A 15,838-nucleotide genomic window follows, 5' to 3' on the forward strand; every position below is an offset into this window, starting at 1 on the left:
TCGCCCAAGCCACCCTCCACACCCACAACACACCCACCACCTGGCCCACCCCCACCACCCAACCCACCACCCTCCCCACCTACGCCTTCCAACACACCCACTACTGGCTCAACGACACACCCACACAAACAAACCTCACCACCGCCGGACTCACCCCCGCCAACCACCCACTCCTCGCCGCAGCGATACAGCTCGCCGACAGCACCACCCACACCACAGTCTTCACCGGCACACTTAATCAACGCACGCATCCTTGGCTCAGCGATCACGCCGTCGCAGGCACCGTCCTCCTCCCCGGCACCGCCTACATCGACCTCGCACTCCACGCCGGACACCACACCAACCACCCCCACCTCACCGAACTCACCCTCCAGACCCCTCTCACCATCCCCGAACACGAAACCGTCCAACTCCAGGTGACCGTGGGCCCCATTGACGAAGGGGGCCTCCGTACGCTGTTCGTCCACTCGCGACGTGCCGACGACGAGCCCTGGACCACGCACGCCGAGGGGACGCTCTCGGCGCAGTCGCCAGTGTCCTCGGCTGCCGATGCCCTTATCTCGTGGCCGCCCGCCGATACCACGGCGCTCAGCACCGACAGCCTCTACGACGACCTCGCCACCCACGGCTACGGCTACGGCCCCACATTCCAAGGACTCACCGCAGCCTGGCGCGACGGCGACAACCTCTACGCCGAGATCGAACTCGACCCCGACACCGACGTCACCGGCTACGGCATCCACCCCGCACTCCTCGACGCCGCACTCCACACCCTCGCACTGGAGGGCGCCGAGACCGGAGAGGTGCTGCTTCCCTTCTCCTGGACGTCCGTTGAGCTCCACGCCACCGGTGCGACGGCGCTTCGGGTCCGCGTCATCCGCAGTACTCCGTCGACGGTCGAGCTGACGCTCGCCGACCCCACCGGCGAGATCGTCGCCAGGATCGGCGGACTCACGCTGCGGGCGATCGACCCGGCGCAACTCAAGGCTTCCGGGTCGGCCCGCCCGCACGGTTCGCTGTTCTCGGTCGAGTGGACGCCGGTCCCGGCTCTCGACGCCGCTCCGTCCCAGGACGCCGACCAGGACTGGAGTGTCGTACCGATCGGGGCCCCCCTGGAGTCGCTCGGCGACCTGCCCGTACATGCGGCTTTCGAGCCGGTGGACAGTGAGTTGTCGCTGCCCGAGCAGGTTCGGACAGCGAGCGAACGGACCCTCGCGCTGCTTCAGCACTGGCTCGCCGACCCCGACAACACCAGTCGCCAGCTGGTCGTCCTCACCCACGGCGCCGTCACGGCCCAACCCGGGGAACGCCTCACCGACCTCATCCACGCACCTCTCTGGGGCCTCATCCGCAGCGCCCAGAGCGAACACCCCCACCGCATCACCCTCATCGACACCGACAACCACCCCGACAGCACCAACCAGCTCACCCACGCCATCCACACCGCAACCACCACCGACGAACCCCAACTCGCCCTCCGCAACGGCAACATACTCACCCCCCGCCTCGCCCCCTTCCCCGCACCGGAACGGTTCCTGGAACCGCACGACGGTCTGCCCAGGCGACTCGGCGTGACCGGGAAGGGGACACTCGACGACCTGGGGCTGGTCGAGTTCCCGGAGGCGTACGCACCGCTCGGCTCCGGGCAGATCCGTATACGGCTGCATGCGGCGGGGCTCAACTTCCGGGATGTGGCGGTCGCGCTGGGGGTCGTGGACGACGCACGCGCGCTCGGTGGTGAGGGTGCGGGCGTGGTGCTCGAAGTGGCGCCCGATGTCAGCCACCTCGCGGTGGGCGACCGGGTGATGGGTCTGATCGACGGTACGGGGCCCGTCACCGTCGCCGACGCACGGATGGTCACGACCGTACCGAGCGGCTGGAGCTTCGCCGAGGCGGCGACTCTGCCGATCGTCTTCCTCACCGCGTATCTGGGGCTCGTCGATCTGGCAAAGATCCGACCCGGGGAGAAGCTGCTGGTACATGCCGGTGCGGGCGGCGTCGGCATGGCCACGCTCCAGCTCGCCCGCCACTGGAATGTCGAGGTGTTCGCGACGGCCGGCCCGGGAAAGCAGCACGTGCTGCGCGCGCACGGTCTGGACGACGCCCACATCGCCTCCTCGCGCACGCTCGACTTCGAGGACCACTTCCGTTCGACGCTCGGTGATGCCGGTGTCGATGTCGTCCTGAACTCGCTCGCAGGGGACTACGTGGACGCGTCCCTGCGGCTGCTCGGGAACGGCGGCCGTCTCATGGAGATGGGGAAGACCGACATCCGCGACGCGGAGTCGGTGCGCGGAGATCATCCGGGAGTCTCGTACCGTGCCTTCGACCTCGGTGAGGCGACGCCCGAGCGCGTACAGCAGATCCTCACCGAGCTGCGCGAGCTGTGCGAAGCGGGGACTCTGCGACCGCTCCCGGTGACGACGTGGGACTTCCACGACGCCCGGACCGCGATGAGGTACTTCAGCCAGGCCCGGCACATCGGAAAGGTCGTTCTCACCCTGCCGACCGGGATCTCTCGCGAGAGCACGGTACTGATCACCGGCGGCACCGGCGTACTCGGCGGACACATCGCGCGGCATCTGGTCACGGACCACGGGGTGCGTGACCTGCTGCTCATCAGCCGGTCGGGGCCGGAGGCGCCCGGAGCGGCTGAGCTTCATGAGGAACTGGCCGGGCTCGGGGCACGGGTGCGTATCGCCGCGTGCGACGCGGCCGACCGCGAACAGCTCGCCGAGCTGCTGGAGACCGTTCCCGCCGAGCACCCGCTCAGCGCCGTCGTCCACGCGGCCGGGGCACTGGACGACGCCACGGTCACCAACCTCACCCCCGAGCGGCTGCGCGACGTACTGCGTCCGAAGGTGGACGCGGCCTGGAATCTGCACGAGCTGACGGCGGGTTCCGACCTGGACGCCTTCGTGCTCTTCTCGTCGGCCGCCGGTGTCCTCGGCGCGCCCGGACAGGCCAACTACGCTTCGGCCAACGCCTTCCTCGACGCGCTCGCCGTCCACCGGCGGCACCAGGGTCTGCCCACCCTCTCCCTCGCGTGGGGATTCTGGGCCGAGGCCACCGGTCTGACCAAGCACATCGACGCCGACGGACTCGCCCGCATGGAACGCGGCGGAGTCATCCCTCTCAGCACCGAACTCGGCATACGGCTGTTCGACGAGGGTCTGCTCAGTGGTCAGCCGATGCTGGTCTCCGCCGCGGTGCAGACAGCCAGGCTCACCGAGCCCGTACCGGCCCTGCTCCGCGGGCTGACACGTAGCGGCACACGGCGCGCCGCCGCGAGCGGCAACGCGGACAGCGGCTCAGGACTCGCTGGACAGCTCGCCCGTCTCAGCGGGAGCGACCGCCGCCAGCGGCTGCTCGATGTGGTGACCGCTCACGCGGCCGCCGTGCTGGGACACAACAGCGGAACGGCGGTCGACTCCGCGCGGCCCTTCAAGGAACTGGGCTTCGATTCGCTGACCGCCGTCGAACTGCGCAATCGCGTCGGCGGTGCGACCGGGCTGGCCCTCCCGGCCACCCTGATCTTCGACTACCCGACGCCCGCGCTGCTGGCGGACTTCCTGCTCACCCAGCTCATGGGTACCGAGCCGGCGAACGCGGCGCGTCCCGCGTCTCCGAGCGGCACCGCCGTGGAGGACGAGCCGATCGCGATCGTCGGCATGGCGTGCCGTTTCCCGGGCGGAGTGGCCTCGCCGGATGACCTGTGGCGACTGCTCGAAGAGGGGCGCGACGGGATCGGCGAGTTCCCGACCGACCGCGGGTGGGACACCGAGGGCCTTTACGACCCCGACCCGACACGTCCCGGTACCTCGTACGTGCGGCAGGGTGGATTCCTCTACGACGCCGCCGAGTTCGACCATGACTTCTTCCGGATCAGTCCGCGTGAGGCGACGGCGACGGATCCGCAGCAGCGGTTGCTGCTGGAGACGGCGTGGGAGACCTTCGAGGGCGCCGGCATCGATCCCACGACGCTCCAGGGAAGCGCAACAGGTGTTTTCACCGGGCTGGTCAATCAGGACTATCTGACACGTCTCTCCTCCGTGCCCGAAGAGTACGAGGGCTTCATGGGCACCGGCACGCTCGGCAGCATCGCGTCGGGGCGTATCGCCTACACACTGGGCCTGGAGGGGCCGGCGGTGACGGTGGACACGGCGTGCTCGTCGTCGCTCGTGGCTCTGCACATGGCCGCCCAGTCGCTGCGGAACGGCGAGTGCGACCTCGCGCTGGCCGGCGGTGTGACCGTAATGCCGACGCCGCACGCGTTCGTCGTCTTCAGCCGGCAGCGTGGACTGGCGCCCGATGGCCGGTGCAAGCCGTTCGCGGCCGGTGCGGACGGCACGGGCTGGTCTGAGGGTGTCGGGCTGCTGCTGGTGGAGAGGCTGTCGGACGCCAAGCGCAACGGGCACCAGGTACTCGCGGTGGTAAAGGGTTCGGCGGTCAATCAGGATGGTGCGTCGAACGGGCTGACGGCTCCGAACGGGCCTTCGCAGCAGCGTGTCATCCGTCAGGCACTCGCGAACGCGGGGCTGACGGCGGCGGACGTCCAGGCGGTGGAGGCGCACGGCACGGGTACGACGCTCGGTGACCCGATCGAGGCGCAGGCGCTGCTCGCGACGTACGGTCAGGACCGGCCGGAGGATGCTCCGTTGTGGCTGGGGTCGCTGAAGTCGAACCTCGGTCACACACAGGCGGCGGCCGGCGTCGGCGGTGTCATCAAGATGGTGCTGGCCATGCGGGAGGGCGTGCTGCCGCGCACCCTGCATGTGGACGAGCCGTCATCACACATCGACTGGTCGGCGGGGGCGGTTGAACTCCTGACGGAGAACACTCCGTGGGCGGTCGGGGAGGACCGGCTGAGGCGGGCCGGTGTGTCCTCGTTCGGGATGAGCGGTACGAACGCGCACGTCATCCTGGAACAGGCCCCGGCGGCCCAGCCGGTCGAGACCGCGGTGGCGGATGACTCGTCCGGATCTTCTTCGGGTGTGGTGGTGTGGCCGGTGTCGGGTCATACGGCTCCGGCGCTGGCCGAGCAGGCATCCCGGCTGCACGCGCACCTTTCCGCGCACCCCGAGATCACGGCCGAGCAGGTCGCGCACGCCCTGACCACGACTCGCGCGGCTCTCACCCATCGGGGCGCGGTAGTTGCCGCTAACCGTGGGGAGCTGATGGACGGCCTGGCAGCGCTGGGCGAGGGCGCTCCGAGTGCGCATGTGGTGAGCGGGGTGACACGTCCGCATGGCAAAACCGTGTTCGTCTTCCCCGGCCAGGGCGCCCAATGGCCGCTCATGACCGCCGACCTCCTGACGACCGAGCCCGTCTACGCCCAGTCCATCGACGCATGCGCGAAAGCGCTGGCCCCGTACATCGACTGGTCGCTGCGAGACGTACTCACGGACCCGGCCGGGGAACTCCTGGAGCGGGTGGATGTCGTGCAGCCGGCGTTGTTCGCGGTCATGGTCTCCCTCGCCCGCCTCTGGGAACACCACGGCACCAGCGCTGATGCCGTCATCGGTCACTCGCAGGGCGAGATCGCCGCAGCACACATCGCCGGCGCACTCACCCTGGAGGACGCGGCGAAGATCGTCGCATTGCGCAGCAAAGCCCTCACCTCCCTGACCGGGCGCGGCACCATGGCATCCGTCACCCTGCCCCACGAACAGGTCACCGAGCAGATCGCCACGTTCGAGAGTCTCTCGGTCGCGGTCATCAACTCCCCCACCCACACGGTCATCTCCGGCACCACCGAAGACATCCACACCTACCTCGACCACTGCCAGACCAACAACGTACAAACACGACTGCTCCCCGTCGACTACGCCTCCCACAGCCCCCACGTCGAAACCCTCGAAGAACACCTCCTCACGGTCCTCGCAGACATCACACCGCAGGCCGCGCAGATCCCGTTCCACTCCACCACCCACCCCGCCCAAGCCCCCACCGACACCACCACCCTCAACAACACCTACTGGTACGACAACCTCCGCCAACCCGTCCACTTCCACACCACCCTCACCCACCTCAACACCACCGGCCACACCACCTACATCGAAACAAGCCCCCACCCCACCCTCACCACCCCCATCAACCAAACCAACGAAGAAACCACCGACACCCCCCTCACCACCACCGGAACCCTCCGACGCCACCAACACGGACCCACCCAATTCCGCCTCGCCCAAGCCACCCTCCACACCCACAACACACCCACCACCTGGCCCACCCCCACCACCCAACCCACCACCCTCCCCACCTACGCCTTCCAACACCACCACTACTGGCTCAACGACACACCCACCGGAACCAGCAGCGACCCCACCACCCTCGGACTCCAACACACCAACCACCCCCTACTGCCCGCTACCATTCAGCACCCGGACAGCCACACCACCACCTTCACCGGTACGCTCTCGCTCCGCACCCACCCCTGGCTCGCCGATCATGCCGTCACCGGCACGGTCCTCCTCCCGGGCACCGCCTTCATCGATCTCGCCCTCCACGCCGGACACCACACCAACTATCCCCACCTCACCGAACTCACCCTCCAAACCCCCCTCACCGTCTCCGAACACGAAACCATTCAGCTCCACATAGCCACCGGCCCCGAAGACCCGGCCACCCAGCACCACATCCCCATCACCATCCACTCCCGCCAAGCCGACGACGAACCCTGGACCCTCCACGCCACAGGACAGTTGGGCACAGCGGCCAGCGAACAGACCTCTTCGGCCGATCTCACCGTGTGGCCTCCCCGGGGCGCCGAGGAGATGAAGGTCGACGCGCTGTACGAGGCGTTCGCGACGCGCGGCAACGAGTACGGTCCCGCCTTCCAGGGGCTCACCGCCGCTTGGCGGAACGGCAAAGACCTCTACGCCGAGATCGAACTCGACCCCGACACCGACGTCACCGGCTACGGCATCCACCCCGCACTCCTCGACGCCGCCCTCCACACCCTGGGCATCACCGAGGACATCGATGGCGAGGTCCATCTCCCCTTCTCGTGGAATGACGTAGCTCTGTACGCAACGGGTGCCTCGGCGGCTCGCGTTCAGGTCACTCGCGTGAACGACACGACGGTCAACGTGGCGCTGGCCGACCTCGCGGGACGGCCGATCGCCGACGTCGGCGGACTCGTCCTGCGTCCTGTGGATACGGCGCAGTTGGCGGCGGCCGGTACGAGTACCCACAACCGGCTGTTCGCGGTCGACTGGACCTCCCTTCCGAGTGGTGATGCCGACACCGACGCCGGCGACCACCAAGCCTGGACGATCCTCTCCGCCGGAGCACCCGCCACGGCCGTACCCGAGTCGATCGCCCACCTCGAACTGGCACCAGCCGACCCAGACCTGCCTCTCCCCCAGCAGGTCCACCACGTCGCCGCCCAGACGCTCCAGCACCTCCAGGACTGGCTCGCCGACCCCGCCAACACCGACCGCCACCTCATCGTCCTCACCCACCACGCCGTCACCACCAACCCCGACGAGAACATAACGGACCTTGCACACGCGCCCCTCTGGGGCCTCATCCGCAGCGCCCAGAACGAACACCCCCACCGCATCACCCTCATCGACACCGATGATCACCCGGACAGCAATAAGCACCTCCCCGGCGCCGTCCACGCGGCAATCGCCACAGGTGAACCTCAACTCGCCCTGCGCAACGGGGACATGTTCGTCCCGCGCCTCACCCGGCACACCCCCACACCCGGCAACAGCCTTACCCTCAACCCCCACGGCACCACCCTCATCACCGGCGGCACCGGAACCCTCGGAGCACTGACAGCCCGTCATGTTGTCACCACGCATGGCGTCCGGCACCTGCTGCTGACCAGCAGGTCCGGCCCCGACGCGGAAGGCGCACAGGGGCTTCAGGAAGAGCTGACCGCGCTCGGCGCGGACGTCCGCATCGCCGCATGCGACGCCGCCGACCGGCAACAGCTCGCGGCACTGCTCGACACCATCCCCGCCGAACACCCACTCACCGCCGTCATCCACACCGCAGGCGTCCTCGACGACGCAACGGTCAACAACCTCACCCCCGAGCAGTTCGCGACCGTGATGGCACCCAAGGTCGACGCTGCCTGGAACCTCCACCAACTCACCGCCGACCACAACCTCGACGCATTCATCCTCTTCTCCTCCGCCGCCGCCACCCTCGGCGCCACCGGACAAGCCAACTACGCCACCGCCAACACCTTTCTCGACACACTCGCCCACCACCGCCACCACCACAACCTCCCCACCACCTCACTCGCCTGGGGCTACTGGGCACAAGCCAGCGGCATGACCGCCCACATGACCACCAACGACATCGACAGGCTGGCACGCACCGGAGTCACCCCCCTCACCACCCAACAAGCCCTCACCCTCCTCGACACCGCAACCACCCACCCCCACCTCATCCCCATAGCCATCAACACCACCCGACTCGACACAACAAACGCCCCCGCACTCTTCCGGGGACTTCTGCGCGCGCAGCGTCGCACCGCCGTCTCGGGAAGCGTCCAGGGCGCGGCCGAACCGTCCTCGCTGGCAAGGCAGTTGTCGGGGCTCAGCAGTGCAGAGCAGCAGGATTTCCTGCTGCGCCTGGTATCAGGTCACGTCGGCGCGGTGCTTGGGCACGGGGAGGACGCCGTGGCGGCGTCCCGTCCGTTCAAGGACCTGGGAATCGACTCCCTGACCGCCGTCGAACTGCGAAACCGTGTCGGCAGCGCCACCGGGCTGCGACTGCCCGCCACGCTCGTCTTCGACCACCCCACCCCCGCCGCGCTCGCCGACTACCTGCGTGACACGGTCCTCGGGGTTCTGCACCAGCCTTCCGAAGTCGCAGTCGTCACCAGCCGGGACACCAGCGATCCGGTGGTGATCGTCGGAATGTCGTGCCGCTACCCGGGCGGCATCCGCACTCCCGAGGACCTGTGGCAGCTCGTGGCCGAAGGACGCGACGGGATCGGGGCGTTCCCCGACAACCGTGGCTGGGACACCGACTCCCTCTTCGACCTGGACCCGGACCACGCGGGGACCTCGTACGTCCGCGAGGGCGGCTTCCTCCACGATGCCGCCGCATTCGACGCCGAGCTCTTCGGCATGAGTCCGCGGGAGTCCACAGCCACCGACCCGCAGCACCGGTTGCTGCTTGAGACGGCCTGGGAGGCCTTCGAGCGAGCGGGGATCAACCCGCATTCGCTGCACGGCAGCCGTACCGGTGTCTTCACCGGCGTCATCTCGCAGGACTACTACTCCCGTCTGTCCAGCATTCCGGAGGGATACGAGGGGCAGGTCGGCATCGGCAGCGCCGGGAGTGTCGCCTCGGGCCGGGTGTCGTACGCGTTCGGGCTCGAGGGTCCGGCGATCACCGTCGACACGGCGTGCTCCTCGTCCCTGGTGGCGCTCCACATGGCCGGCCAGGCGCTACGGGAGGGCGAGTGCGATCTGGCCCTGGTCGGTGGTGTATCGGTGATGGCGAGTCCGAGCATGTTCGTGGAGTTCAGCCGGCAGCGCGGGCTGGCGCCGGACGGCCGGTGCAAGCCGTTCGCGGCGGGCGCGGACGGCACCGGCTGGTCGGAAGGTGTCGGACTGCTGCTCGTGGAGCGGCTGTCGGACGCTGTACGCAACGGGCACGAAGTCCTGGCGGTGGTACGGGGTTCGGCGGTCAACCAGGACGGTGCGTCCAACGGCCTCACGGCTCCGAACGGGCCGTCACAGCAGCGCGTCATCCGTCAGGCCCTCGCGAACGCCGGCCTGTCGGCGGCGGACGTCCAGGCCGTGGAAGCACACGGCACCGGCACCGCTCTCGGTGACCCGATCGAAGCCCAGGCCATCCTCGCCACCTACGGTCAGGACCGGCCGGAAGACGCTCCGCTGTGGCTGGGCTCGCTGAAGTCGAACATCGGCCACACCCAGGCGGCAGCCGGTGTCGCGGGTGTCATCAAGATGGTCATGGCGATGCGGGAGGGCGTACTGCCGCGGACGTTGCACGTGGACGAGCCGACGCCGCATGTCGACTGGTCGGCCGGAGCGGTGGAACTGCTCCGGGAAGAAGTGTCTTGGGCTGAGATGCCGGAGACGCTCCGGCGTGCAGGTATCTCTTCCTTCGGAATGAGCGGCACCAACGCGCATGTGGTGCTTGAGCAGGCCCCGGTGACGGCTGATGTCGAGTCGGAGGCCGTTGGAGCAGAGTCCGGTGTGGTGGTGTGGCCGGTGTCCGGTCATACGGCCGAGGCTCTGACCGCGCAGGCTTCGCAGTTGCACGCGTGGCTGGAGGAGCAGCCTGACGCTGATCTTCCGGCGGTCGCGGATGCTCTTACGGGGACGCGTGCGACTCTCGATCACCGTGCCGTCGTCTTCGGGACCGGGCGCGGGCAGTTGATGGACGCGCTGGCCGCTGTCGCCGCCGGGAACCCGACTGCACAGGCGGTGACCGGGCGGTACCGGGCAGGGAAGCTCGCCGTGCTGTTCACCGGCCAGGGCTCCCAGTACGCGGGCATGGGGCACGACCTCTACACCACCCACCCCGTCTTCCGCGACGCCCTCGACGAGACATGCGCCGCACTGGACCCGCACCTCCCGGTGCCTTTGCTGACGGTGATGTTCGCCGAACCCGGCACCCCCGAAGCCGACCTGCTGCACCACACCACGTACACCCAGCCCGCCCTCTTCGCCCTGGAAACAGCGCTCTACCGGCTCATCCAGTCCTACGGGGTGCGCCCCGACGCACTCGCCGGACACTCCATCGGCGAACTCACCGCAGCCCACCTCGCCGGTGTCTTCACCCTCAACGACGCCGCCACCCTCGTCACCACCCGCGCCCGCCTCATGGGAGAACTCCCCGCCGGCCAGGGCACGATGCTCACCCTCCACACCACCCCCGACGACGTCACCCCCCTCCTCGAGGGCACCGGGCTGGAGATCGCCGCCCGCAACTCCCCCACCAACACCGTCGTTTCAGGGACCGTGGCCGAGATCGAGGCCCTGACGGCGCGTGCGGCCGAAGCGGGTATCCGTACCCGCGCGCTCAAGGTCAGCCACGCCTTCCACTCCGCGCACATGGACCCCGTCCTCGACGAATTCCGTACCACGTTCAGGGCTCTTGCCCCACAGGCTCCGACGCTGCCGGTCATCTCCAACCGCACGGGGCTGCCCCTCACCGGCGAGCAAGCCGTCTCACCGGACTACTGGACCGAACAGCTCCGCCACAGCGTCAACTACACCGACATCACCCACCACCTCGACACCACCGGGACCACCACCTACCTCGAACTCGGACCCGACACCACCCTCACCACCCTCACCACCCAAACCCTCCCGAACGCCACCACCATCGGAACCCTCCACCCCAAACACCCCCACCACCACACCCTCCACACCGCACTCGCCACACTCCACACCCACCACACCCCCCTCACCTGGCCCACCACCACCCAGCCCACCAACCACCACCCCACCCTCCCCACCTACGCCTTCCAACACCACCACTACTGGCTCAACGACACACCCGCAGTGGCGGACCTGGAGGGCCTGGGGCTCGGGACGATCGACCATCCGCTGCTCGACGCGGCCATGGAGCAGGCAGACGGAATCGGGGCCGTCACGTTCACGGGAAGGCTGTCCCTGCGAACGCGCCCGTGGCTCGCCGACCACTCGGTCTTCGGGAACGTACTCCTGCCGGGCAGTGCGTTCGTGGATCTCGCCCTGCATGCCGGTGACCACACAGGGCACGCACACCTGGTCGACCTGACTCTGGAAGCCCCCTTGCTCGTTCCCGAACAGGGCACAGTGCAGCTCCAGATGATCGTGGGCTCGGAGAGTTCCGACAGCGAACGTCCCGTCACGATCCACTCGCGCGCGGGTCGGGACGAGCCATGGGCTCTGCACGCTTCAGGCCGGCTCGGCACTTCGGCAGCTGGTCCGGTCGTGGATCTCAGTGCCTGGCCGCCGGCCGGTGCCGAGGCACTGCCCGTCGAGACGCTGTACGACGACCTCGCCGCCAAGGGCTACCAGTACGGTCCCGTCTTCCAGGGACTCACCGCCGCCTGGAGCTCGGGCGACGACGTGTACGCGGAGATCACACTCGACCCCGACACCGACGTCACCGGCTACGGCATCCACCCCGCACTCCTCGACGCCACCCTCCACGCCCTCGGCCTGACCGCCGGCACAGAGCAAGACGGCAACGAGGACGAGAACGGGAAGGCCCAACTGCCCTTCTCCTGGAGCGGAGTCGACCTGCACGCCACCGGCGCATCGACTCTTCGCGCCCATCTCCGGCACACCAGCGAGACGACGGCGGAGATCACTCTCGCGGACAGCGCGGGACAGCTCGTAGCGAGGATCGAGTCGCTGTCGGTACGTCCTGTGGATACGGCGCAGTTGGCGGCGGCCGGGACAAGTACCCACAACCGGCTGTTCGCGGTCGAGTGGACACCCCTTGCGAGTGACGCCGACACCAACGCCGGCGATCACCGAGACTGGACGATCCTCTCCGCCGGAGCACCGGCCACGGCCGTACCCGAGTCGATCGCCCACCTCGAACTCGATTCCGCCGACCCCGACCTGTCTCTGCCCCAACAGGTCCACCACGTCGCCGCCCAGACGCTCCAGCACCTCCAGGACTGGCTCGCCGACCCCGCCAACACCGACCGCCACCTCATCGTCCTCACCCACCACGCCGTCACCACCAACCCCGACGAGAACATAACGGACCTCGTACACGCGCCGCTCTGGGGCCTCATCCGCAGCGCCCAGAACGAACACCCCCACCGCATCACCCTCATCGACACCGACAACCACCCCCACAGCACCAAACAACTCACCCACGCCATCACCACCGGCGAACCTCAACTCGCCCTGCGCAACGGGGACATGTTCGTCCCGCGCCTCACCCGGCACACCCCCACACCCGGCAACACCCTCACCCTCAACCCCCACGGCACCACCCTCATCACCGGCGGCACCGGCACCCTCGGAGCCCTCACCGCCCGCCACCTCGTCACCACACACGGCGTCCGGCACCTGCTGCTGACCAGCAGGACCGGCCCCGACGCGGAAGGCGCACAGGAGCTTCAGGAAGAGCTGACCGCGCTCGGCGCGGACGTCCGCATCACCGCATGCGACGCCGCCGACCGGCAACAACTCACCACCCTCCTCGACACCATCCCCGCCGAACACCCCCTCACCGCCGTCATCCACACCGCAGGCGTCCTCGACGACGCCACCATCGACAACCTCACCCCCGAACACCTCACCACCGTGATGGCACCGAAGGTCGACGCCGCCTGGAACCTCCACCAACTCACAGCCAACAGCGACCTCGACGCATTCATCCTCTTCTCCTCCGCCGCCGCCACCCTCGGCGCCACCGGACAAGCCAACTACGCCACCGCCAACACCTTCCTCGACACACTCGCCCACCACCGCCACCACCACAACCTCCCCACCACCTCACTCGCCTGGGGCTACTGGGCACAAACCACCGGCATGACCGCCCACATGACCACCAACGACATCAACCGCCTCACCCGCACCGGAATCACCCCCCTCACCACCCAACAAGCCCTCACCCTCCTCGACACCGCAACCACCCACCCCCACCTCATCCCCATAGCCATCAACACCACCACCATCGACCCCGACACCGCGTCCCCCGTCCTCCGTAAACTCATTCGGCCGCGACGGACCACAGCGGCCCGGTCGACCGTCACCGTGGGCGGTTTCGCCGAGGAGCTCCGCGTTCTGCCGGAGTCTGAGCAGCGTGAGCGGCTGGTCACTCTCGTCGTCTCCCACGCGGCAGTTGCCCTTGGCCATTCGGACAGTACGTCTCTCCTTCCGCACCGGCCGTTCCGCGAGCTGGGAATCGGTTCGTTGACGGCGGTCGAGCTGCGCAACAGCCTCGCCAGGGCCATCGGCACCGCACTGCCGACGACCGTGGTGTTCGACTACCCGACGCCGCAAGAACTCGCCGACCATCTGCGCGGATTGCTGTTGCAGACCACCGCCGCCCCACGCCGGCCGGTCGCCGCGGTGCGAACGGCCGAGGACGAGCCCATCGCCATCGTGGGGATGGCATGCCGGTTTCCCGGCGACGTGCGGTCCCCGGAGGACCTGTGGCAGCTCCTCCGCGACGAGAGGGACGCGGTCGGCGACTTCCCCACCAATCGCGGCTGGGACGTGGAACGGCTCTACGACGCGGACCCGGACCACACGGGTACCTCTTACGTACGTCACGGTGCCTTCCTCCACGATGCCGCCGAATTCGACGCCGATCTATTCCACATGAGTCCGCGGGAGGCTCTGGCGACGGATCCTCAGCAGCGGCTGCTGCTGGAGACGGCCTGGGAAGCCTTCGAGCGGGCGGGTATCGACCCCACATCCCTCCGCGGCACCGGCACCGGCGTGTTCACCGGTGTGGTGAACCACGACTACCTGTCCCGTCTCTCCTCCGTACCCGACGAGTTCGAGGGGTATCGCCGTATCGGTACGGCGCCGAGTGTCGCGTCGGGTCGGGTGTCGTACGCGTTCGGGCTTGAGGGTCCGGCGGTGACGGTGGACACGGCGTGTTCGTCGTCGCTGGTGGCGCTGCATCTGGCGTGCCAGTCGCTGCGCAGCGGCGAGTCGACCATAGCCCTCGCGGGCGGCGTCTCGCTGATGGCAAGCCCTGATCTTTTCGTGGAGTTCAGCCGGCAGCGCGGGCTGGCGCCCGATGGCCGGTGCAAGCCGTTCGCGGCCGGTGCGGACGGCACCGGCTGGTCGGAGGGTGTCGGGCTGCTGCTCGTGGAGCGGCTGTCGGACGCCCAACGCAACGGGCATGAAGTCCTCGCGGTGGTGCGGGGTTCGGCGGTCAACCAGGACGGTGCGTCGAATGGTCTGACTGCTCCGAACGGGCCGTCGCAGGAGCGGGTGATCCGTCAGGCGCTGGCCAACTCGGGTCTGTCGGCGGCGGATGTGGACGCGGTCGAGGCGCATGGCACGGGCACCATGCTGGGTGACCCGATCGAAGCCCAGGCACTACTGGCGACCTATGGGCAGGACCGATCGGACGGCACGCCTCTGTGGCTCGGGGCAGTCAAGTCGAACATCGGGCACACGCAGGCAGCTGCTGGTGTCGCGGGCGTCATCAAGATGGTCATGGCGATGCGGGAGGGCGTACTCCCGCGGACGCTGCACGTGGACGAGCCGACGCCGCATGTCGACTGGTCAACGGGAGCGGTCGAACTCCTCACGGAGAACACCCCGTGGACGGTCGGGGAGGACCGGCCGAGGCGGGCCGGTGTGTCCTCCTTCGGAATCAGTGGCACGAACGCACATGTGGTACTTGAGCAGGCCCCGGCGATTGAACCCGTCGAGTCCGTAACAGAGCCCGGGTCTTCGGGTGTGGTGGTGTGGCCGGTCTCGGGTCACACATCCGATGCGCTGCGTGCCCAGGCTTCACAGCTGCATGCGTGGCTGGAGGAGCACCCCGACACCGACCTCACAGCCATCGCGGGCGCGCTGACAGGGACGCGTGCGACTCTCGATCACCGTGCTGTCGTGTTCGGCGGTGACCGTGGGCAGTTGATGGACGCGCTGGCCGCTGTCGCCGCCGGGACCCCCATCCCGCAGGCAGTGACCGGGCGGTACCGGGCCGGGAAGCTCGCCGTGCTGTTCACCGGCCAGGGCTCCCAGTACGCGGGGATGGGACACGACCTCTACACCACGCACTCCGTCTTCCGTGACGCACTCGACGACGTGTGCACGGCCCTGGACCCGCATCTCCCGGTGCCTTTGCTGACGGTGATGTTCGCCGAGCCGGGCACGCCGGAGGCGGATCTCCTGCACCACACCACGTACACCCA

Annotated in this window: 1 protein-coding gene; it reads left to right on the top strand. The window is 68.5% G+C overall.

Features of this window, described 5'->3' with window-relative positions; genetic code table 11:
- Positions 1-15,838 (top strand): SDR family NAD(P)-dependent oxidoreductase (locus ACFWHU_RS38200; protein WP_387230936.1); only part of this gene is annotated, 15,838 nt, incomplete at both ends.

Source organism: Streptomyces sp. NPDC060366 (assembly GCF_042725135.1).
In the GTDB taxonomy this organism is placed as follows: Bacteria; Actinomycetota; Actinomycetes; order Streptomycetales; family Streptomycetaceae; genus Streptomyces.